This window comes from Fictibacillus arsenicus (assembly GCF_001642935.1).
In the GTDB taxonomy this organism is placed as follows: Bacteria; Bacillota; Bacilli; order Bacillales; family Fictibacillaceae; genus Fictibacillus; species Fictibacillus arsenicus_B.
Genome location: NZ_CP016761.1, coordinates 662,940 through 686,036 on the forward strand (window position 1 = coordinate 662,940; position 23,097 = coordinate 686,036).

Consider the following 23,097-nt stretch of genomic DNA (forward strand, 5'->3'; position numbering starts at 1 on the left):
ACTGGCTTTTTATTTTGCTTTTATGCAGTTAAACTTGATCGTTTTGAGAAGCGGTTTGCCACCGGATAAATAAAGAACATGATTATTCCGCTAATTATACTGGTAGGAAGTACGATCATTCCAATAAAGCTGAACAATGATCCTGGCAGACCAGCGACCATCATGGCTACGAGCAAGAATAATGTTCCGCTGACAATCGTTCCGATAACGGTTAATAGAACAGCACTGTAAGTATTTACTTTCACTTTACGTGCTAATAAGAACATTCCTAAAAATATAAAGGCTGTAATTGGTTTTTCCACGATGTTTGCAATTTGTCCTCCAGCCATTCCTGTTGTAAGTGCTGAAATGACGCCTGCTGCCATACTTGCGATCAAAACATTCTGTTTCGTTGGTGCAAGCATGATGGCTAAGAACATCATTACCAGAAGCAAGTCAGGTTTCATCCCGAAGAATAATGGCGGCACAACCGTATGAAAAACATACCCTAATGCAATAAGTACAGATGTTAACGCTAATGATTTTGTTTTCATTTCTCATCTCTCCTCAGCTATTCTAATAGCCTAAATTTCTTTCCAATAGTGCCCTCGTGGCCCATTGCGAAAGTACCTCTACTGTACCAAAGATATTGAAATTATTAAAGATAATATACTTATTTACCGTATTTTCCCTGAAAGTGAAGCATGAATTCGGCAAGTTTTTGGCATGATTTTTCTGGTACAGCGTTATAGATCGAAGCTCTGAAACCACCGACTGAACGATGGCCCTTTAATCCGAAAATACCGCTTTCTTCACTTTCTTTTATAAAACGTTTTTCTAGTTCGGGATCACTTAATGTGAAGGTGATATTCATATGTGAGCGTGACTCTGGCGTCGCATAACCCTTATAAAAGCCATCGCTGCTGTCAATCGCATTATAGATTATCTCTGCTTTCTTTTTATTCTTAACTTCCAATTCTTTCACACCGCCTTGTTCTTCGATCCATTGCAGAACAAGATTAAGCAGGTAAATTGAGTATACTGGCGGTGTGTTATAAAGAGACCTGTTTTTAGCATGTACCTGATACGACAGGATAGAAGGGAGCGATTCGTTTTCTTTCAATAGATCTTTTCGGATAATAACAGCTGTAACACCAGCTGGACCGAGGTTTTTTTGGGCGCCTGCATATATCAGAGCATAGTTAGAAACATTAAAAGGCTTGCTCATTATGTCACTCGACATGTCGGCAACGAGATTCGGATGAGAAAATGCATCCAAGTCAGGCCATTGAGTACCAAAGATCGTGTTGTTAGAGGTGATGTGCAGATAAGCGTCTTGATCGCTTGGTTCATAATTCATTTCTGGGAGCGTCCGGTATTTTGTGTCTTTCCCTGAGACGACTGCTTCACTTGGACCGATTTTAGCTGCTTCTTTAAACGCTTTTTCTGACCATGATCCTGTTAATACGTATTTAGCGGTTTTACCGGGACTGAGTAAATTCATTGGGAGCATGGCAAACTGGAGACTTGCTCCGCCTTGTAAAAATAAAACATCATGTGTTTGTGGGATATCTAACAATTTTCGCATAAGGGTCTTAGCCTGTTCATGAATTTCTTCATAAGTTGTCCCTCTATGGCTGTGTTCCATGATATTTAACCCTGTTTCCTTAAAGTCATCCCACTCTGACTTGGCACGATTCATAACCTCTTTAGGCAAAGTAGTAGGTCCTGCTTGAAAATAAATGCGTTCCATTTCTTCTCCTCCTCTGATGATGTGCTGCTCTTGAATATGAAAAAACTGCCCGAATAAAGATAGGCAGTTTTACTATGTAGTGTTAGTTCTTGACGTTTTCTTTAATGTTTTGAGCGATCTCAGCCATTTCATCGGCAGGGAGCTCCTGCGTTTTCCAGACTGCACCAAAACCGTCGCCAGAACCATATCGCGGTATAAAATGCATGTGGTAATGGAAGACAGACTGGCCGGCAGCTTCGCCGTTGTTGTTTAAAAGATTCAATCCGATCGGGTTAAACGTTTGTTTAATGCTTGAAGCGATTTTTGGCACAGCAGAAAAAAGCTTAGCTGCTGTTTCTTCAGACAGCTCAAAAACATCTTTCGAATGTTCCTTTGGAATGATCAGAGTATGTCCTTTTGTAACCTGGCTGATGTCTAAAAAGGCAAGAACATTTTCATCTTCATACACTTTGTAGGAAGGAATTTCACCTGAAACAATTTTACAAAAAATGCAGTTTGAATCGTGGGACAAGCGGCTCACCTCATTTTTTTTACTTATCATAACACACATTAACGACGATAAAAATAAGGCTGTTTTCTAAATGTTTTGTGTTTTTTGATTGTTTTTTGTGAAGAGACTTCATTGACAAGTTGATTGGAGTGCAAGGTGCGAGACTCCTGCGGGATCAGCGGGACAGGTGAGACCCCGACAGCGCGAAGCGATAGGGAGGCTCACCGCACGCCCCGCGGAAAGCGAGCATCCTGGAACGGAAATCAACAGCTTCTAATAGCATAAAATTTAAACACCAAAAATAAAGAAGAAGAGTCCTATTAAAAAATAGAACTCTCCTTCTTATAGAGGTTAGAGAAGAAAGGAGAACATGAAAACAAAGCAATAAGATTTTTTAGCCATACACCTCAATAATAAGAATCTGCAATTGCTCAAGCACTGAATAGTCCAAGAGAACCATCTCCTTAAATGAAAAGCATAAAACATAAAAATCTGAACCGTTGTATCTTTCTCCCTGAAGAAGGGGGGATACCTTCTTCACTACTATTTTGTCCATACTGTCTTACTTGTTATACATATAAAATTGGAAAAAAGGGCTTGAATTGAGCTATTATTAGGTAAGAAAGAACAAGAGGAGGGTCCTCTGTGAAAAGAAGACAACTAGTAATGACGATGACTCTTGCTGCTGGTGTACTCATCTCAGGGTGCGGAAATGAGAAAGAAGAAGAGCATAAGAATCATCAAGGACAATCACAGCAAAAACATGAAGAAAGCGGACATGAAAAGCATCTTGCTAATGGTGATATTCAACAATTAACAGCTTCCATTGACATTATGCCTGCATTTTTAGATAAACAGCCAAAAGAGATTTCAGCGATTTATGCTGCTGCACCGAAGTTTAAAGAAGTGCTGGAATCAATGCCTTGTTATTGCGGCTGCGGGGATTCTGCGGGGCATAAAAACAATTATGATTGCTTTGTAGCTGATAATAAAGAAGATGGAAAAATCGTATGGGATGATCATGGAACAAAATGCGGTACTTGCCTTGAAATTGCAGCGATCAGTATGAGTGAGTCTGCAGAAGGCAAAAGCACGCTTGAAATCAGGAAAATGATTGATGAGAAGTATAAAGAAGGTTATGCGGAGCCTACACCAACACCAATGCCTGCTTCATAAAGGGTAAAACTAAAAATATGGTAAATAATAGGTGGGTAAAGATAAACCAAAGAAAAAGGAGGGTAATAAATGAAACCTATCCTAGAAGTCAGTGACTTATCGGGCGGTTATATGCCGAACCAGCCTGTCATCCATAACCTGGATTTTTCTGTAAAAGAAAGTGAAATTGTAGGGCTGATCGGATTAAACGGGGCTGGGAAAAGTACGACGATTAAACATGTTCTCGGACTGATGGAACCTATGTCTGGCAACTCGAAGATTTCAGGGCAAACCTTCCGGGATGAACCGGAAATTTACCGCAGCCAGTTTACTTATATCCCAGAGATTCCTATCCTTTATGAAGAGCTTACATTATGGGAGCATCTTGAGTTAACGGCTATGGCTTATGGTCTCGAAGAACAGACGTTTTTAGCAAGAGTAAGGCCTTTGCTTGAAGAATTTCGTATGGATAATAAGATTAAATGGTTTCCGAACCAATTTTCCAAAGGGATGAAGCAAAAGGTTATGATCCTTTGCGCCCTTTTAGTAGAACCAAAGCTGTATATTGTAGACGAGCCATTCGTAGGGCTGGATCCACTAGGTATACAATCTTTCCTCGAATACATGGTTACGTTTAAAAATAGCGGTGCGGGAGTGTTAATGTCCACGCATATTTTGTCTACTGCTGAGAGGTACTGTGACCGTTTCTTGATCATGCATGAGGGCAGGTTAGTATTAAGCGGGACTTTAGAGGAATTGAGAGAAAGAAGCGGTTTGATCGATGCTACCCTTGATGAGATTTACCTATATGTAGCTCGAGGTAAAGTAACATGATCGATGTTGAAAAATTATGGCGCAAACGACGCAACGCTCATTTAACTCAAACGTTAAAATATTTCAGTTTAATGGCAAACAGCGGACTCATTGTTTCATTAATTTTACTTATCATTGTGGGCAGTATTTATTATGCAAAGCTTCTTAAAGCACTACCACAGGATTTTCCTGCCGTGCTTATTTTGACGTTGCTGTTTTCGTTCTTGCTGACGAAAAGTGCGATCAGGACTTTGTTAAAAGAGGGAGATCTTGTTTTTTTACTGCCAGTTGAATCTGGGATGAAGCATTATTTTTCGAAGAGTTTATCTTCTGCGATTGCGAGCGGTTCGTTTATAACTCTTTTTGTATTTACACTAACGTGGCCGATTGTCCAGGTATTCATTACAGATGGCTGGAAAATGTATATCACATTTGCTTTCTTTTTAATAGCTGCGAAAGTATTTAATTTATATGTTGCGTGGGAAGAAAGAAGGCTGCCGTATAAAAGCCATCAATTAAACTATAAGATCATGAGATTTATCGTGAATTTTGTTTATGTATATCTTCTGTTTAACGAAGCTTATGTCTTCTTGATTGCCATGTTTGCTATTATGTATGTTTTAAAGAACTTTGTGTTCGAAGTATTTAAGAAGATGCACGGTTATCAATGGGAAATGCTTTTAGCGGAAGAACAGACGCTTAAGATGAAGGGATACCGTTTAGTAAATTACTTTACAGATGTTCCTGCACTGAAACAAACTGTTCATAAAAGACCTTTGCTGAATAAGCTTAGTACTTTTTCATTTGAAAAGAAAAATATGATGCCGGCACTTTTTATGAAAACATTTACTCGTTCTGGTGATTACTTAGGCTTGTACATAAGGCTGGTCTTAATCGGCTTTCTCTTTCTTTATCTGGTTCCCCCTGGATGGTGGCAGCTGGCGATCGTTCTATTGTTTTTTCAGATGCTCGCACTGCAATTGTTTACACTCTACACACAGTATAAATGGAATGTAATATATAACATCTACCCGATCGAGCCTCGTGTGAAAATCACGGCATTTATTAAATGGCTGCGAGGTCTATTGATCCTGCAAGGAGTATTGTATGGTGTGTTTTACGGAATTCTAACAGGAGACTGGGTGATTGCACTATTGATGCCTGCAACGGCAATCGTGTACAGCCTGTTTCGTCTGCCATCCCTGACAAAGAAACATATAACACTATCTTCCTAACCATAAAGGTTAGGAAGATTTTTTTTAACAACAATTGGGCTTCTTTCATATGTTACGTTAAGCAGTATTATGGAGGGAGACCTAGTGATGGGGAAATGCAGGCTGACAGGTAGAATCGTTATACCTGATGATCCGGAATACGATCTTGCAAGGGAAGAATTTAATACGCACTATGACCTTTTTCCGAGCGTTATTAATTTTTGCAAAACAGCTGAAGATGTATCAAATGCGGTATGCTGGGCCAGGAAGAATAATGTAAAATTTAGGATTCGTACTGGCAGGCACAGCTATGAAGCATATTCATCATTAAATAATGGACTGGTTATTGATATCAGTGAGATCAACAAGATAAAAGTGAATCATAACACGAGAACCGCTAGGCTGGGAGCTGGATCTCTTTTATTTCCGCTGTATGAAAAATTGTATGAAAAAGGTTATACGATTCCAGGAGGAACTTGTCCTTCTGTAGGCTTGTCCGGTCTGACACTTGGCGGAGGATGGGGAATGCTTACACGTCCATTTGGTATGCTCATTGACCAGTTAATAGAATTAGAGATGGTAGACGCTAAAGGGAATATCATCGTTGCAAACAGTGAACAGAACGCGGATTTGTTTTGGGCTTCAAGAGGAGGTGGAGGGGGTAATTTTGGTGTAGTTACATCCTTTTTGTTTAACGTGATTCCTGTAGACCGAGTGGCTACTTTTAACATTGTATGGGACTGGAAGGGATTCGATCGGGTTGTAGAAGCTTGGCAGAAATGGGCTCCTTTTACCGATATAAGATTAACTTCAATCCTGGATCTACTAACGAAAGAAAAAGGGGAAATAAGAGCTCTCGGTGAATTTTATGGAAAGGCTTCTGAACTATGGCGGCTTATAACAACTTTAATCAAGGCTTATCCTCCGAAAAAAATAGAAGTTAACAATGTTCCGTATATTGATGCTGTCAAAATGTTTGGCGGCATGATACCGGGCATGGAGGAATATTCAGTAAGCCATGGTGATCCAGATGCCCATCCATTTAAGAATACTGGTGCTTTTGCCAGAGAATTACTGCCGCCAAAAGCCATTAAAATATTAAAAAATTTTTTATCTAACGCTCCAAGTTCTGAGAATTTAGTAGAGCTTCAGGCATTATCTGGTAGAGTCAGTGAAGTTAGATCGCGTGAGACTGCCTATGTACACCGAAAAGCACTGTTCAATTTGCAATATATCACAAAATGGGAAAATGAGTGGGAGGCTTGTGCCAATACAAGATGGGTAGAAGGGCTAAGGGATTGCTTATTGCCACACGCAGATGGAGCTTATGTGAACTTTCATGACAACTGTATAGATAATTGGCTGGAACAATGCTATTTTAAAAATCTGCCAAGACTGATTGAAGTAAAAACAAAATATGATCCTGAAAACCTTTTTCGTTTTCCATTAGGTATTCCGACGGCGAGAAGATAGTGTTTCTGAACGCCTCTTTTTGAAACATAAGGAGTTATTAAACGTATTGTTTTGGAGAGGAGGAGTAAGATGAACACGTATGAAAAAATGATTTTTGAAGAACTCAAGAATTGGGAGATTGAAATGACGAAGCGACCTTCGCTTTGGAACAAAGCAACGAAATCCATACAAACTAAAATTAATGAGAAGATTCCTCAAAAGGTGCATGATGTTATTACAGCAAGTATGAAACACATGATAAAAGCCACTTTAGTCGGCTCAGAATATACGACAAAACGGACGACTCAGCTCGAAGCAGAACTTCGTGAAAGAGACGAAAAGCTTAAGGAACGTCTCGCATTTTATAAAAAAACAGCTGCTGTAGAAGGTGCAGGAACAGGAGCAGGGGGAATATTGCTGGGTCTTGCGGATTTTCCTTTGCTGTTGGGAATAAAAATGAAGTTTCTTTTTGAAGCCGCAAGCATTTATGGATTGGATGTAAAAGATTACAAAGAACGAATTTTCATACTTCATGTGTTCCGTCTTGCTTTTTCTGATCCTCATAAAAGGAAAGAAGCGTTTGAAAAGGTGGTCTTTTGGAAAGAAACGATTCACGAATTTCCTGAACATCCGGGAGCGATTGAAAATATGAACTGGCAAGAATTGCAGCAAGACTATCGGGACCATATTGATCTAATTAAGATGCTTCAGATGGTGCCAGGTCTTGGAGCGATCGTTGGAGCATATGCCAATTATCATTTCTTAGAGGATCTCGGGGAAGTAGCTCAAAATTGTTTTAGATGGCGTGTTTTAATGGAACAAAATAGAGAAAGTTAAAGGCCAGCTAAAATTTTTAGCTGGCCCTTTTAATTTTTAGTTTGTTTAGAAGCGGCTATCGCTTAAGAGACGATCCATTTCTTCCTTATGTTTTGTTTCATCAGCAATCATATCTTCCAGCTGAACTACTAGCTCAGTCAGCTTAAGGTTAGAAGCTTGTTCTTTGCGCTCTTCATAACGTCTGATTGTATCTTCCTCGGCATTACGTGCTTCTTCCAGCATTTCACGAACACTTTCTACTTGTTTAACAGGTTTCGGCTGAGTAGTAGGTGTTCCACCTAATGTCTTAATCTTTTCTGCTAAATAAAGTGCATGTCCCTGCTCATCAGTAATTTCACCTTGGAAGAAAGGTTTTAAGATCTGACGGTACAATCCGGATACAGTAGCTGCATTATGGTTGTACATAATGATTGCTGAGTACTCGTTTGCAAGATCCTCGTTTAGTCCATCAATTAGTGCTTGTAAGTCTTTTTCCATTTGTATAACCTCCTGAATCTTGTTCTATAAAAGTATCCTTCCCTTTTTCTAACTATAGTAAACCGGAAGTATGGATAGAAAAACTCAAATAAAACAAACTGTATAAATAAGTTTAAGTTGTGGAAAAAAAGGTAAAAGGATAACTGGCCTAGCACAATCGTTAAACAAAGGTCATACACATACACTTTTAAGGAGGTAACAAAAATGGAAAGCAAACACATGGTGGACAAAGAACGTGATGTAGACGTGAGCAAGGTTGAGGACACAGCAAACCGTATGAGCGAAAGCAAAAAAGACGAAATCTTGTCTAACTTTGAAGAGTTCAAAAGCTATCTTCACAGCAAAGTTGAAGTCGGCGAGAAGATGGGGATGAGTGAGGAAACACTTGCAAAAACGGCAGAAAAAGTTGCTGATTACCTCGCTGCACACGAGGAGCCTCGCAACTCTGAAGAAAACCTCTTAAAAGAATTATGGAAAGTTGGAGAACAAGAAGAGCGCCATAAGCTGGCTCATATGCTAGTGAAACTTGTTAAATAGAATGTATGACCAAGGGGCTGTCCCAAAAGCAAGGTAAACTTGCTTTTAGCAGCCCCTAATTTTTTATTTTCACAAAATAAAAAATAAATAAATATCGTCCAAATTTAGCTATTTAATAGAGTTTATTTAATAACCTACTATTTTATAATAATGGACGTTATCTAAATTGGATTAAATAAAAAGAGGCATAACCTCAATAGTGTACAGTCTGCTGATTAAAGGTGTTTAACACTTGTTCAAAAAGTGAAAACTTGAGGTATATATTTATTACAAATGAGGAGATTTTATGTTACGCGACTTAGCAGCAAAATTACCTTTTCCAATACTACCTGTCATCTATATATTAGCTGGTTTAATGCTCTCATTTTTCTCGTTAAATATATTCTTTGAGCTGTCTGAAGATCTGATGGAACAGGAACGTTTTCGGTTTGACCAAGTTATCATACAATATGTATCGAATATTCGAACCGAATCGTTAACAGACATCATGAAATTTATTACCTTTTTAGGTGGTACAACGGTTCTTACACTTCTATTGATAGGGAGTCTGGTTTGGCTGATCGTGAAACGCAAAAATTATTGGGGAGCAATTTTTTATATCATTGCAGTTGCAGGAGGCGGTCTTTTAAATCTTGGTCTTAAACATTGGTTTGGAAGGGTTCGACCGGAAAACAGCCTAATAGTTGAACAGGGATTTAGCTACCCTAGCGGTCATTCAATGGGAAGTTTAATTTATTATGGATTCTTAGGCTACTTAGTAATAAGAAGCCAGAGGGGAAGATCACTCAAACTGTTGTTGGGGATAGGTTTTATCACTTTGATCTTGCTGATCGGATTCAGCCGTATCTACTTAGGAGTCCACTATCCATCTGATGTGCTGGCTGGCTTTTCTGCAGGTACTGTCTGGCTGCTTTTATGTATCGGCGGCCGTGAGTCTATTAGGGCATACAAAAAAAAGACGCTTCCTTTTTTTAAAAGGAAACATCCCCAGTAAGTGCTGATAGATACTGCTTCATGCATGTAACGACAGAAGGTGTTTTTTGTTCCCGTTCTCCATCACAGTCAATTAACTGTTGGGGAGCGGTTTTTATTTGGATTTCTGAACTTTGGAAATAGTGATAGCCCTGTCCCTCATAGGATGTGTCGGTAAGCCGGTTCTGCAGAACATTCCAAATAAACGAAATAGATGGTTCTTCGATGAGCAAACAATCCAGTTTGCCATCTTGAATATCAGTATCTGGAAAGAAAGGTCTGATCCCGCCTGTGAAAGGTCCGTTTACGGCTAAAAACATGGCTGCTTTCCCTTCGAACTGAAACTCCTCAGATTGAACCGAGATCTCAAAAGGTTCCCACGTTTGCATTGATTTTGCCGCAGATAAATAATACGACAGTCTTCCGAATCTTTCTTTAGTATCAGGGTCTATTGATTCTGAAACATGTGTAATTAATCCGACTCCCCAAAAATTCGTGAAGAAATGTCCGTCGAATTCTCCTATATCAATATGCCGGATATTTTTCTGGCTCAGCTGTTCGGCTGCTTTCACAGGATTTTGGTTCATGCCTAGAGCCCTGGAAAAATCATTGCAGGTTCCTCCAGGCAAAATACCGAATGCAGGTTTTCTTTCTTTTATTGATAATAATGCCTCTGCAATTTCATGTACCGTTCCGTCTCCGCCTGCTGCAAGGATCACATCTGAATTTGAATGGAGCTGCTCTACAAAAGATGCGCCTTCCCCAGGGGCTGTTGTTTCGTATACTTGTACATCATTAAAACCATTCTTCAATTCTGTAATGACTTCGTTCCAATTGTTGAGAAGGCGTCCCTGTCCCGCTTTAGGATTTAAGATAACAGAAACACGTTTTAGTTCTGATGCATTCATACTCATTGAACGACCATGTATTCTTTGACAAATGACTTACCAGAGAAAAGAGTTTCAGGAAGTCCTTTAGACGTGCCTCTGTCCTTATGAGCTTCTTCATATGCTTTAGATTGCTGCCAATTAATGAAATCAGCATGCGAATTCCATAGAGTCATAATAATATATGGGTCTTGGTGAAGCGGGCGAAGTACACGAATTCCAATGAATCCAGGTTCACTCTCAACAAGCCCTGCACGATTTTGAAAGCGCTCTTCAAAAAGACTCCGGCCATCTTCTGTAACAGGAACGTGATTCATAACGACAAAGCCTGCACCTGATAAAGAACCTCTCTGGTTGATCACATCATATTCATGTTTTTCAGTAAAAGGATTCTCTCCATCTGTTTCATAAACGAGTGCGGAGTTTGAATCACCTTCTAGCAGGAGCGCCTGGTTGTATTTTTCTTGATGGCTGGATAAATAGTCAGTAGTTCCGTACGTGATATATGTCTTCATTTGCTAATCCCTGCCTTTTAATCGATTTATCTTTGTTTTACCCAACCCACATGCGGGTTAAACAGTGTAAGAATCTTACTGCTTGTAATATACTTTCCATCTGAGGGAAAATTATATAAAATGTACTTTTCGACCTAGAAAGAAATGAGGTTTGATTATGGTGAAGAAAAGTCTTGTCGCACTTGGTATTTTAGTTGGTTCGTTGATCATCGGATTTTTTGCCTATCTTTTTATCATTATGGCGGGAGACTATGTGATTGATGAAAAAGACCTTGTGATGGATTCGGCGACGTTTTTGGTGAACGAAAAAGGTGAAAGAATCACAAAAATATATGATGAGAACAGGGAAATTGTTGATATTACAGATATTCCTGACCATGTTCAGGAAGCTTTTGTAGCAGTAGAGGACTCTCGTTTTTATAAACATAACGGAATTGATGCAAAAGCGATTTCACGTGCCGTTTATAAAGATATTCTAGCTGGAAGCAAGGTGGAAGGCGGAAGCACGATCACGCAGCAGCTGGCTAAGAATGTTTTCTTATCACATGAAAAATCCTGGCTCCGCAAGACGAAAGAAGCGGTTATCGCTATTAATCTTGAACGAAGATATTCAAAAAACAAGATTTTGGAGATGTACCTGAACCAAATTTATTTTGGACATGGGGCATACGGCATTCAGCTTGCTGCAAAAACGTATTTTAATAAAGATGTAAGTGAGCTTACTGTTGCAGAGGGTGCAATGCTTGCGGGTCTTCCGAAAGCTCCAGGCCATTACTCGCCGATTAAACATCCGGAGGCTGCAAAGGAACGCCGTGATCTAGTGCTGACGCTTATGGAGAAGCAAAACTATTTATCTCCGAATGAAACGGTAAGAGCACAGGGCCAGACGATCGCCGTAAACTTTACTCAGGAAGAACGAAATCCGGCTTATTCTACTTATATTGACATGGTTATTAAAGAAGCGAGAGAGAAGTACCATATATCGAGAGAAGAATTGAGGCAGGGCGGATATAAGATAGTCGTGCCAATGGATCCTGCGGCACAAAATTCTGTTTATAAAAGCTTTCAAGAAGGAAAGTATTTTATCGGGACCGGAAAGGAAAAACCTGAAGGAGCAATGGTTCTCATGGACAGCCAGACAGGGGGACTGCTCGCTGTTCAGGGCGGACGGAACTATGTGACAGAAGGGCTGAACCGTGTTGAGGTAAACCGGCAGCCAGGGTCCACCTTTAAACCATTATCCGTGTATGGTCCTGCTTTGGAATCGGAAAAATATAAGCCGTATTCCATGCTGCTGGATGAGGAAATGAGCTATAACGGATATGAGCCGAAGAACTATAACGGCAGATACGAAGGGAAAGTATCGATGGTGGATGCGATCACACACTCTATTAATTCATCAGCTGTATGGCTTTTGAATGAGATAGGTATTACCTATTCCAAAGAGTATTTAGAAGATCTCGGGATGCCGATTGAAGATAAAGGACTCGGCATTGCGCTTGGCGGAATCGATCATGGTGTAAGTCCTTTGCAGATGGTTAAGGGCTATAGAAGTTTCCTTCATGAAGGAAAGACCGTCGAACCTTTTGTGATCAGCAAAATCTACAATCATGAAGGCGAGCTGATCGGCAAGGCAAAACGTGAGGAAAAGAAAGTCTGGACGAAGCAGAATGCATGGAATATGACACGCATGCTGCAGCTGGTTGTAAAGAACGGAACAGGTTCAGATGGTCCGGAAAATATGGAGATTGCGGGGAAAACTGGAACGACCAATTATCCGAACGTGGATAAAGGAAATAAAGATACTTGGTTTGTTGGGTTTACCCCTCAAGTGGTCGGTGCAGTTTGGGTGGGATATGATAAAACGACAAAAGAATCCTATTTAAACAGCGGAAGTGCACAGCCAACCCTTCTTTTTAAACAAGTGATTAACGAGATGCCTTCACAACAGGGTTTAGCGTTTAAAAAGCCTGATGGAGTGAAGGATTTAGAACCTCCGATCGAAATGATAGTGATTGGTGATCTTTCTGCAGATTTTGGTATGGGTGACTATGGTATGCCATCAGTCAAGCTAAAATGGACACCTTCTAAGGACAAGCGTCTTCAATATAAAATATATGCTGTAAATGATGGGGAATCCACAAAATTGGAAACGGTAAAAGGAAAGGGAGAATATGTTGCTTCAGGCAAGCATTTGTTCACACTGCCTGACTTTTATGTCGTTCCATATAACCCTCTTACAAAAGAAGAGGGACACCCTTCAAATACAGTTTCGATCTCATTTTTTCCGAGCTTTGGTGATGATGACGATGATAAAAAAGAGAGCCGCGGAAATAATGGAAAGAAGAAAGACAAGAAGAAAAAGAAGAATGATGATTGAGTTAAGGGAGATGGCTTTTGTGCCATCTTCTTTTTTTGCAGTTTTTATTAAGGGGACGTTTGTCGAAAGTTGACGGAAATCGTTTTTAATTAAAATACCGTGCGATTCTATCACGCTAACGTGCGATTTTTAAAAATAATGTACGATTAATGAAAATAACGTGCGATTAAGCTTACTACGTATTAATCAGGGACCGTGTGATGCTCATAAACTGTTAAACGAACAAAAAAGATGGGTACGAAGCCCATCTTTCACACTGTATTTTCATTTAATTCGCAAATGGACTTTTCACATCTAGTGTAAATGGAACATTTGCACCGGAATACAGACCTACATAGATATAAGATGTACCACCAGGGACAATTCCTGTCTCATTCGCCCCCGCTGTTGCGATGCTGCCGATCAGATTGAATGATGAATCATAGAAATAAACATCAAGATCATGTGCCCCATCATCAGGACCTGTGACAGATAAGTTATGCAATCCATCACGATATTGTTCAGGAAGACTTACTACATATCCATCTACACCTTGTGATGCCGGTTCAGGGTTTTGGGTCGAAACGAATTCGTTCTGTGTTACACTTCCTGTCGCGTCCAAGTCAGCTAAGCTTCCGATTCCTGTTGCCGGGTTGCCTGCCTGGATTACCCCTTCACTTTTAAATGGTTCTGTAACAACAGGAGGCAATGCCTTAACTTTTGATGACCGTTCTGCAAAAACTTGAACTTCGGCAACCTGAACATGGCCGAGAGAATTATCTTGAGCATTATTAGCAATGAACTTAATAAAGTTTGCTTTTACCGGTTCAGCCAAATCGAACGTTTTATAATGCAGGTCAGGTGTTGCAGGACGAGGCTTTCCAGCGTTGAATGCACCGTCTTTAACAGCAGTCCAGTTTTCACCGTCAAGCGATGTTTGGACGGTAAAGTCTTTTAATGCTGAAAAACGTGCTTTTGCAATGTCTTTAAATGCACTTACTTGGACACTTGAAACGGTGGCTGGTTTGTCTCCTGCAAGATCTACAACAAACTCAGATCCCGTAAAACCTTCTTCTTTTGTTTGTGAAGCATACACGGTGGCTTCTGTATCATCCAGAGCATTTTTCACAGGATGTGTTTCTGTTTCATCAGATACCGATACTACTTCAGCTCCGTTTGCTGCAGAAGCAAGGTTAGGTGATAGTTTCACATCTAATGACTCAATCTCACCAGCTGTAATAGCTACATTTTTAAATGTTGTTGAACCGAAGCCGCGAGCCTGAATGGTAATGTCATAGGTTCCCGAGACGATAGGCATGCTGAACCCGCCTGTATCACTTGATAAAGCTACAGGACTAGTACGGGCTTCATATTGTCCAATAATAATCTTTGCATCTTTTACTGGTTTTTTTGTTGAAGAATTTATAATCTTTCCGGCAAGCATACCATTTTGTCCTGAAACAGGGTGGTCATACGATGGTACGGGATCAGTATCATCACCAGATAAAGATTTAGCTGAAGCTCCAAGACCTCTTTGGGCAAAAGCTTTCCATAAAAGATCATAATGATCTCCGCCGTATCTGTCTTGGTCAGCTGCAAGGATGGCTGTTCGCATATCATCCATTGACGGATCAGGAGCAGAGATTGGCATTGCATCCATGACGATATGTTCTGCGACAGATTCACCTTCTTCTTTTCCTAGCTCAGCTATTAAACTTTCTCTAACATGCCAAAGAATAGCCGCCCAAATCTCACCATCAGCGTGGACTTCAGGACCAACGATATCAAACCCAACGTCACCAAACTGTAGAGGAGCGTCATCGAGTGCCCAGCTTCGGATCCCACGTTCCTGATTCCCCGTTACATATGCCCCGACAACAGGGTTTTTTTGTAGACCCTTTTTAACAAGATAGTGCATGCCGAACCAGTCCCCCCAAGCTTCACCCATGGATCCTGCTTGATGGCTGTTCAGAGATTCGCCTCCTGCTACATAACGGTTGGAGAGAGCATGGCTGTATTCGTGATATATAATTCCGGCATCAAAATCACCGTCTGTATATTCGCCTTCAAAAGCCCCTTTAATCGGCTCCCATAAAAACATACCGCTCCACGCAGGAATACCATCGGGAAGTGTAAGCATATAGGCGTTGTCACGGCCCGTATATGTCGGTTCTCCTCCTGATGTTGCGCCTGCTTGAACAAGACCGAGGATAGGGTCACCTTCCATACCGCCTTTTCCGAAATTCGCCGCTTGAAGATTACCTGCAGATTCTGTCCATCCCAGCTTATAAAAATAATCGTGAAACAAGTTGTGATGATAGAACAAATTCGTTGCTGCACTGTTTACATCTTCTGCATAAGATGGGGGAACGGTTTGTCCTTCAGTTTTGTTCCAGGCGTTTTTAAACGGATATTTAAATTGCCCGAGGGGGTTTACTGGTCTGACAAGCCCAGCTCCTTCTGGGACGAGGAAATTACTCCAGTTTGCATACGTGTCCGCATTATTTCCAAGTGTTGTAACGCCAGCATCATTTGCAGGCAGCAGCCATCCTTGCGGAGAAGCTTCTGGGTCACCTTTTAAGGATTTCACAACCTGTGTGCCGCCTGTCGGGGAACCGGGATAATTTTCAAAAATTAAGCCTTCAGGATCAAGGTTTTGAACAAGTGATCGTTCAAAAAGAGTTTTACCTGTTACTCCGTCAACAACAACTTCTTTACCTTTGTTCAGTTTTTCAATAAAAAGTACACGGTAGGCAGGTCTTACACCATCGGATGTGACAAACGCTGATTTTTTAACGCGCTGAACAGTTGGAAGGGTATCGCCGCCAGCATATTCTTCCCAGCCTTTATTTGACCCGTTTAAAACAGGCGTATAATTTAATTCAGGAAGATGTTCCTTAACTACAGACAGAAGTGCATCTTTGCTTGAGAGTGTATGTGCTTCATCCATTTCTGACGCATTTGAAGCATTTGATGCAACAGAAAGAATACGTCCATCTTTATTGACAGAAATTATGATCCGTCCGCCGTTTGCGGATTCAATCCCAGAGAAAGTTTGCTGAAAAACAACCGTTTGAAGACCGCTGCCAGGAATAGAATGGTTCTTTATAACTGAAAGGGAGTCTGCTTGATTGGAAGAGAGTCCGAACATTTGTGAATTCTCTTTGAGCCAGTTTCGAGCAATAGTCTCACTGTTATAACTGGATGGAGGAGTTAAGTATCCTTTGTTTTTTGAGATAAAAGAAGGTGTGCCAAAAGTTGAATTCCAGGAGATTTTTGTTCCGGTGCCTGTTTCTTGAATAAATGAATTTGCTGCTTCTATTTGTGAATGATCAGGAAGTACTGCAGATAAATTTTTACGGATATCAAAATTCTCGTGATTATGTTCGTTGGTCAGTTCATTTGATGAAAGAGCATTCACGGGGAGATCACTGGCTGGGAATAACTGTGATAAAAGTAAAGCAGAACATACGGCTGAGCCGGTAATTGTTTTTTTGTTGATAGACATTGTACACACCCCTTAACGGAATTTTCTGACTTTTATTACAGTCATTAAACAATTGTCCTCAAAATGAGTCAATGGAATTCCTGAAAGATAGTGCTTTATCTTAAAATTTTTAGCCTGAAGTAATAGTGCTGGCATACAACTAAGGTAATAGAGGAAGAGGATAGACAGCGGGTGTGAGATTTTGTGAAAGGGTCTTTTCTAAAAGTTTGTTGCTTTCGTATGTCCAATCTCTTCATTTGACAAGTTGATTGGAGTTCAAGGTGCGAGACTCCTGCGTGCCAGCCACCTGAATATACTTCTTGCAAGGCATGCGACGAGGAACATCCTTCGTCGAATTTGCTTGTAGACGTAGGAGCACATAAGCTCCTTTGAATGTGAGACTCCTAAATGCGCATAGCGTCGAGAAGGCTCACCGCACGCCCCGCGGAAAGCGAAGCAACCTGGAGCGGAAATCAACTACTTACAAGAGCAACAAAGTTTGCGAAAACAACCTTGTGAAAAGAGCTGAATTTTTTAATTATGCCTAGTTCACAGGTTAAGAGGTTCCTTTATCAAGGATAAACCACCGGGTGACAATGGCAATTTGCCAAAATGATGACAATTGAGCTTTCAGCCTATACTTTTATTATGAATTCCCTTACAATGTGTATGGATATTGACGTTTAAAGGTTTTAAGTTTCAGCAGCTAGGAGATAACAATAGTGCTGCAGCTTTTGGTCTTGATAGAAAGGTGTGTACGTTTTGACAATGAATGAAGAGTTTTTAAAGGCGTGTCGTAAGGAGAAAAATTCACATATTCCTGTATGGTACATGAGACAGGCGGGCCGTTCTCAGCCTGAGTACCGTAAATTGAAGGAGAAGTATTCACTGTTTGATATCACTCACAGACCTGAGATGTGCGCAGGCGTTACAAAGCTGCCGGTTGATCAGCACGGTGTTGATGCAGCGATTCTTTACAAAGATATTATGTCGCCAGTTCCTGCAATCGGGGTAGATGTAGAGATCAAGCCAGGTGTTGGACCTGTTATTGATAATCCTGTAAGAACACGCGAGGCTGTTGAAAGACTTGGAACGATCAACCCTGAGAAGGATGTTCCATATGTACTTGAAACGATTAAAATTTTGCGTCAGCAATTGGAAGTTCCCCTCATAACTTTTGCAGGTGCTCCATTTACGCTTGCAAGCTATATGGTTGAAGGGGGTCCTTCACGTGATTACCATAAAACAAAGCAGCTTATGTTCTCTGATCCAGAGAGCTGGTTCATGCTGATGGACAAGCTTGGAGACATGACGATCGCTTATGCAAAAGCTCAGATTAAAGCCGGAGCTCAAGCTTTTCAAATTTTTGATTCTTGGGTGGGAGCTTTAAATCAACAGGATTACGCAAAGTATATTATGCCTGTTATGGAGCGAATCTTCTCAGAACTTCGCAGAGAAGGTGTTCCATTGATCCTTTACGGAACAGGCGCACGGCATCTCGTGATGGAGTGGAACGAACTTCCTATCGATGTTATTGGACTTGACTGGAGATTGTCACCAAGAGAAGCGCGTCAGATGGGTGTTACGAAGGCGCTGCAAGGAAACTTGGATCCTTCACTTCTGCTTGCTCCTTGGGAAGTTATCGAAGCAAGAACGAAAGAAATTTTGGATGAAGGTATGGAAGAGCCAGGATTTATCTTTAATGTAGGTAAAGGTATTTTCCCTGAGGTCAACATCGCAACATTGAAACAATTAACCACCTTTGTCCATGAATACACGTCTAAAAAACTAGGGTGATTAAAGTGACAAAGAAGAAAACCGGAATACTCGTAATGGCATATGGAACCCCAAGAAGCCTGGATGAAGTTGAGAGCTATTACACACACATTAGACGAGGCCGCAAACCTTCCCCTGAACAGCTTCAGGAACTGACGGAAAGATACGAGCAGATCGGCGGAATATCTCCATTAGCAAAAATTACGGAAGATCAGGCACAAAAACTAGAAGAAGAAATGAATCGCCGTTATCCAGACCAGGAGTTTAAAAGCTACCTAGGTTTGAAGCATATCGATCCTTTCATTGAAGATGCTGTTCAGCAGATGAAAGAAAATGGTATCGAGGAGGCTGTAACTCTTGTACTTGCTCCGCATTATTCTACGTTCAGTGTTAAATCTTACAACGGACGTGCAGTAGAAGAGTCAGCGAAAATCGGCGGTCCTGATTTTGTTACAATTGACAGCTGGTATGACGAGCCTAAGTATATTCAATACTGGGCAGAAGGAATTAAACGAACGTTTAATAACATTCCTGAAGGCGAACATGACAAAACGGTTGTTATCTTTTCTGCACACAGTCTTCCAGAGAAAATTTTACAAATGGGAGATCCCTACCCGGTTCAATTGCAGGAAACAGCTGATTTGATCGCGAAAGAAGCCAGCGTTCCCCATTATACAATCGGATGGCAAAGTGCAGGAAATACGCCGGAGCCATGGATTGGACCAGATGTTCAGGATCTTACACGTGACCTTTACAATGAACAAGGCTACAAGCATTTCATCTATTGCCCTGTAGGATTTGTTGCAGATCACTTAGAGGTTCTGTATGACAATGACTATGAGTGCAAAGTAGTAACGGACGAATTAGGCGTTAACTATTACCGACCTGAAATGCCAAATGCAAAACCTGAATTTATTGACTGTCTGGCAACAACAGTTGAAAAAGCACTAGCAAAAGAAAGAATGTGAATCAGATGAGCGAGCGAAAGCACGTGATCATTTTAGGCGGCGGCATTACAGGTTTAGCCGCTGCCTTTTATGTGCAAAAGTATGCAAAAGAAACAGGGAAGCTTGTAACATTTACATTGCTTGAAAGCAGCAGCAGGCTTGGCGGAAAGATTGAAACGATCAAGGAAAATGGATTTGTAATCGAGCGGGGGCCGGATTCCTATCTGGCTCGAAAAACGGTAATGACCGAACTGGCTAAAGAGGTTGGTCTTGAAAAAGAACTGGTTTCCAATGAAACAGGACAAGCTTATATTTTGCATAATATGAGATTGCATCCTATTCCGGAGGGAGCGGTAATGGGTGTTCCGACAAAAGTAATGCCGTTTGTATTCACTCCGCTCTTTTCAATTTTTGGAAAAACGAGAGCAGTTTTTGACCTTGTCCTTCCTAAGCGTTCAGATTCTAGTAAAGATATATCGGTGGGGCACTTTTTTAGAAGACGTCTTGGTGATGAAGTAGTAGACCGTCTGATCGAACCATTGCTGTCAGGAATCTATGCTGGTAAGATCGATCAATTAAGCTTGCAGTCTACTTTTCCTCAATTTGTTGAAACAGAAAAAAAGCATAGAAGTTTAATTGTTGGCATGAAAAAATCACAGCCAAAGCTTGTGAAAACTCAGAAAACGGAAAAGAAAAAAGGCGCATTCTTAACATTTAAAAACGGGCTGTCCTCTTTTGTATCAGCTCTTAAAGCATCTCTCCCTGAAGAACATATAAAAACAGGTGTGAAAGCTGAATCTGTAGAGCGTTTAGAAGACGGGACTTACTCTGTTAAAATGGAAGATGGGTCAATTTTAGCTGCTGACCACGTGATCGTAACCACGCCTTATGCAGTCACGAAAAAATTATTTAACGAAAAGCTGTTTCCGGCAGATTTTCATAAAACGAAACCTACATCTGTTGCAACAGTTGCGATGGAATTTAATGAAGATGAAGTATCATTTTCATTAGATGGTACCGGATTTGTTATCGCAAAAAGCGAGAAAACTTCTATCACAGCATGTACTTGGACAAGCCGCAAATGGCCGCATACGACACCTAAAGGTAAGGTACTTCTAAGATGCTATGTTGGCCGGGCTGATGACCAGGGAATCGTTCATGAGTCAGATGAAGTGATTTTGAACAAAGTTTTGGATGATCTTAAAAAGATAATGGGTGTAGTTGAAAAGCCTGAAAAATATTATGTTTCCCGTATGATCGATTCGATGCCGCAGTACGAAGTGGGGCATAAAGAATACGTGAAACAGCTTAGAGGGACATTTGAAAAAGAGCTCCCAGGTGTACTTCTTGCAGGTGCTCCGTATGATGGTGTGGGACTTCCGGATTGTGTGAATTCAGCAAAAAGAGCTGTTGAATCTCTTTTTACCAAATAAAAGAACAAATTCTATAATCTTTGTTAAACGGCAAATGGATAAGTTTGTCGTTTTTCTTATTTTCTTGTAGAATGATTCTGCTATACTGAAGAAAGAAAAAAGGGAAGGGGGAGCATCATGCAAGCATTTATTGAACCATTATTCGTTAATATTGCAATCGTTTTCTCGTTTACTCACCTCTTGAATATGTTCTTCCCTCTTCACCCAGGTGTAATACCAAGCTTGAAAAACAAGGTTATTTTTGGGGTAATAAGCGGAATAGGCGCTCTCGTTTGTATGATGTTCCCGATTGAAACGCTTAAAGATTCTTTTTTTGACCTCAGAAATGTACCTATTATGATAGTGACCCTTTATGCTGGCTGGCTGCCCGGAGCCATCTGTTCTTTGTTTGTTATAGTTGCAAGAAGCGGTATGGGCGGGGACTTTGCATGGCTCGGTGTCGTATTAACTTTGCTAGCTTATGTGGTTGCATTAATTTATCAAGGATTCTTTGACGAAGATAAACGCAGGTGGGTTTCAGCGATCTATATAGCTGTTATCTATACTTTATTTTATATCTTGTTCATCCACTCGTATCTGGAATTTTTAACAATCGATTTTTATCTTGTTTATTTTTCAAGTTTTCTTATCGCTTTCTTTTCTTGTATTTTTCTTATCGAGAGGCTTGTTAAGATCAATATGCAATTAAAAGAAACGGTTTATCTGGATAAATTAGCGGTTGCTGGCCAAATGGCAGCAGCGATCGCACATGAAGTCAGAAATCCGATGACAACCATCCGAGGTATGATTCAGTTTTTGGGAAGTACAACAAGTGATGAAAAATTGAAAGAGCATTCCCCGTTACTAATTGAGGAGCTGGACCGGACGAATAAAATCATTACAGATTACTTATCAATGGTGAAACCCGATATTCCCAAACTGGAAAGTATCGATGTCGAAACCATTTTAATTGATGTAGTTTCAATTACCGCTCCGTATGGATCAATACACAATGTGGAAGTGTCTTTAAGAGAGATTGGATCATACTTGATCTGTACAGACGAACCGAAACTCAAACAAGGACTCATAAACATTATTAAGAACGGAATTGAAGCAATTGATCATGCAGGTACTATCAATATCTATAAATATAAAGTTACCAAAAAATATATAACTATTGCGATTGAGGATAATGGAAAAGGAATGACTGAAAAAGAGCTTGAGCAGATTGGTCTTCCGTTTTATACAACGAAAGCAAAAGGGACAGGTTTAGGTATGATGGTAACCTTTAAACTGATTAAAGATATGAGCGGGAAACTCCGCTATGAAAGTGAGTTGAATGAAGGTACTAGAGTGCTTTTAACTCTGCCGTTAAGTACGAATTCTGATCAGCTGCAAAAAGAGGTGGTAATGTAATGGATCGGAGACAAAGCATATTAGAAGCAGCTGAACGTTCCTTTTCAATGTTTGGCTATAAGGCGAGTACGGTTGACCAGATCGCGAAAATTGCGAATGTAGGCAAAGGGACCATCTACACTTTTTTCGCAAATAAAGAAGAGCTGTTTTCTGAGATTATTACGAACCTAGTAAAAGAAACAAAGATTGCAGCTTCAAAGGCGATTAAAGAAGACCGGCCATTTTATGAAAATCTGCATTATGCCTTATATGAAGTGATTGAGTTCCGAAAAACGCATCAATTAGCTGTAAAACTTTCACAGGAAGTAAAAGAAATGAATACATCACCTGTAACGGATGCCCTGCAAAGAATCGAAAAAGCGGTACTGAGTTTTGTTCAAAGGGAACTGGATAAAGCGATTGAAAAAGGTGAAATCAAGGACTGTCCTACAGATATCGTGGCATTTATGATGGTCAAACTGTACCTGGCTCTTATTTTTGATTGGGAAAGGGATAATCCCGCGATCCAAAAAGAAAAGATGCTCGAAGTTCTTGAAATGTTCGTTATGGATGGGCTTCGAAAAGAAGTATGATGTTGCAGAAATAAATAAAACGTGATAGATTTATTTGTGACCAGAAT

At 40.4% G+C, this 23,097-nt stretch carries 20 protein-coding genes; 13 read left to right on the forward strand and 7 right to left on the reverse strand.

Annotated elements, in window-relative coordinates:
- Positions 1–20 precede the first annotated feature (20 nt).
- The 3 genes from ABE41_RS03660 to ABE41_RS03670 all read right to left on the reverse strand — a co-directional run bounded on the left by ABE41_RS03660 (position 21) and on the right by ABE41_RS03670 (position 2,243).
- On the reverse strand, positions 21–533 hold the full coding sequence (locus tag ABE41_RS03660) for a tryptophan transporter (RefSeq protein ID WP_066286610.1): 513 nt from the start codon (positions 531–533) through the stop codon (positions 21–23).
- 119 nt (positions 534–652) lie between these two features.
- Positions 653–1,732, reverse strand: a complete 1,080-nt coding sequence (serC, locus tag ABE41_RS03665) for a phosphoserine transaminase (protein WP_066286612.1) — start codon at positions 1,730–1,732, stop codon at positions 653–655.
- Positions 1,733–1,814: 82 nt separating this feature from the next.
- Positions 1,815–2,243 carry an HIT family protein gene (locus tag ABE41_RS03670; RefSeq protein WP_253805429.1) on the reverse strand — a complete coding sequence of 143 codons (429 nt, stop codon included), beginning with the start codon at positions 2,241–2,243 and terminating at the stop codon, positions 1,815–1,817.
- A 624-nt stretch (positions 2,244–2,867) separates the two neighbouring features.
- Between ABE41_RS03670 and ABE41_RS03675 the strand changes: the two genes are divergently transcribed.
- From ABE41_RS03675 to ABE41_RS03695, 5 genes are all read left to right on the forward strand, one after another.
- Positions 2,868–3,398 carry a PCYCGC motif-containing (lipo)protein gene (locus ABE41_RS03675; RefSeq protein WP_066286614.1) on the forward strand — a complete coding sequence of 177 codons (531 nt, stop codon included), beginning with the start codon at positions 2,868–2,870 and terminating at the stop codon, positions 3,396–3,398.
- Between the two features lie 69 nt (positions 3,399–3,467).
- Complete coding sequence (locus ABE41_RS03680) at positions 3,468–4,211, forward strand: ABC transporter ATP-binding protein (RefSeq protein WP_066286616.1); 744 nt, start codon at positions 3,468–3,470, stop codon at positions 4,209–4,211.
- On the forward strand, positions 4,208–5,425 hold the full coding sequence (locus ABE41_RS03685) for an ABC transporter permease (protein ID WP_066286618.1): 1,218 nt from the start codon (positions 4,208–4,210) through the stop codon (positions 5,423–5,425). Before ABE41_RS03680 ends, ABE41_RS03685 begins: the two co-directional genes overlap by 4 nt.
- 87 nt (positions 5,426–5,512) lie before the next feature.
- Entirely contained in the window at positions 5,513–6,877 is a 1,365-nt protein-coding gene (locus tag ABE41_RS03690; protein WP_066286620.1) for an FAD-binding oxidoreductase, read from the forward strand.
- A 69-nt stretch (positions 6,878–6,946) separates the two neighbouring features.
- Entirely contained in the window at positions 6,947–7,693 is a 747-nt protein-coding gene (locus ABE41_RS03695; RefSeq protein ID WP_066286621.1) for an EcsC family protein, read from the forward strand.
- 45 nt (positions 7,694–7,738) lie between these two features.
- On the opposite strand, the gene ABE41_RS03700 is transcribed toward ABE41_RS03695, so the two are convergent.
- Entirely contained in the window at positions 7,739–8,170 is a 432-nt protein-coding gene (locus ABE41_RS03700) for a ferritin-like domain-containing protein (protein ID WP_066286622.1), read from the reverse strand.
- Positions 8,171–8,374: 204 nt separating this feature from the next.
- On the opposite strand from ABE41_RS03700, the gene ABE41_RS03705 reads away from it, so the two are divergent.
- Together ABE41_RS03705 and ABE41_RS03710 are read left to right on the forward strand one after the other, a co-directional pair.
- Positions 8,375–8,707, forward strand: a complete 333-nt coding sequence (locus ABE41_RS03705; protein ID WP_066286623.1) for a DUF3243 domain-containing protein — start codon at positions 8,375–8,377, stop codon at positions 8,705–8,707.
- Between the two features lie 286 nt (positions 8,708–8,993).
- A complete protein-coding gene (locus tag ABE41_RS03710) occupies positions 8,994–9,701 on the forward strand; it encodes a phosphatase PAP2 family protein (RefSeq protein WP_066286625.1) in 708 nt (235 codons plus the stop codon).
- Here ABE41_RS03710 and ABE41_RS03715 read toward each other — a convergent pair.
- Both ABE41_RS03715 and ABE41_RS03720 read right to left on the reverse strand, forming a co-directional pair.
- A complete protein-coding gene (locus tag ABE41_RS03715) occupies positions 9,679–10,593 on the reverse strand; it encodes a diacylglycerol/lipid kinase family protein (RefSeq protein ID WP_083207642.1) in 915 nt (304 codons plus the stop codon). The two genes, ABE41_RS03710 and ABE41_RS03715, sit on opposite strands and share 23 nt — an antisense overlap.
- The gene (locus ABE41_RS03720; protein WP_066286629.1) at positions 10,590–11,081 is read right to left on the reverse strand and encodes an antibiotic biosynthesis monooxygenase family protein; all 492 of its coding nucleotides are present in this window, start codon (positions 11,079–11,081) and stop codon (positions 10,590–10,592) included. Before ABE41_RS03720 ends, ABE41_RS03715 begins: the two co-directional genes overlap by 4 nt.
- Before the next feature lie 157 nt (positions 11,082–11,238).
- Here ABE41_RS03720 and ABE41_RS03725 point away from each other — a divergent pair, with 157 nt between their 5' ends.
- The gene (locus ABE41_RS03725; protein WP_066286630.1) at positions 11,239–13,461 is read left to right on the forward strand and encodes a transglycosylase domain-containing protein; all 2,223 of its coding nucleotides are present in this window, start codon (positions 11,239–11,241) and stop codon (positions 13,459–13,461) included.
- Between the two features lie 268 nt (positions 13,462–13,729).
- On the opposite strand, the gene ABE41_RS03730 is transcribed toward ABE41_RS03725, so the two are convergent.
- On the reverse strand, positions 13,730–16,948 hold the full coding sequence (locus ABE41_RS03730; RefSeq protein WP_066286631.1) for a M36 family metallopeptidase: 3,219 nt from the start codon (positions 16,946–16,948) through the stop codon (positions 13,730–13,732).
- A gap of 747 nt (positions 16,949–17,695) precedes the next feature.
- Between ABE41_RS03730 and hemE the strand changes: the two genes are divergently transcribed.
- The 5 genes from hemE (at position 17,696) to ABE41_RS03755 (ending at position 23,050) form a co-directional block, all read left to right on the forward strand.
- Entirely contained in the window at positions 17,696–18,724 is a 1,029-nt protein-coding gene (hemE, locus tag ABE41_RS03735) for a uroporphyrinogen decarboxylase (RefSeq protein ID WP_066294575.1), read from the forward strand.
- 5 nt (positions 18,725–18,729) lie between these two features.
- On the forward strand, positions 18,730–19,671 hold the full coding sequence (gene hemH / locus ABE41_RS03740; protein WP_066286632.1) for a ferrochelatase: 942 nt from the start codon (positions 18,730–18,732) through the stop codon (positions 19,669–19,671).
- Between the two features lie 5 nt (positions 19,672–19,676).
- Positions 19,677–21,083, forward strand: coding sequence for a protoporphyrinogen oxidase (hemY, locus tag ABE41_RS03745; protein WP_066286634.1), 1,407 nt, complete (start codon positions 19,677–19,679; stop codon positions 21,081–21,083).
- A gap of 117 nt (positions 21,084–21,200) precedes the next feature.
- Positions 21,201–22,478 carry an ATP-binding protein gene (locus ABE41_RS03750; RefSeq protein ID WP_066286636.1) on the forward strand — a complete coding sequence of 426 codons (1,278 nt, stop codon included), beginning with the start codon at positions 21,201–21,203 and terminating at the stop codon, positions 22,476–22,478.
- The gene (locus ABE41_RS03755) at positions 22,478–23,050 is read left to right on the forward strand and encodes a TetR/AcrR family transcriptional regulator (RefSeq protein ID WP_066286639.1); all 573 of its coding nucleotides are present in this window, start codon (positions 22,478–22,480) and stop codon (positions 23,048–23,050) included. Before ABE41_RS03750 ends, ABE41_RS03755 begins: the two co-directional genes overlap by 1 nt.
- The last annotated feature ends 47 nt before the right edge of the window (positions 23,051–23,097 follow it).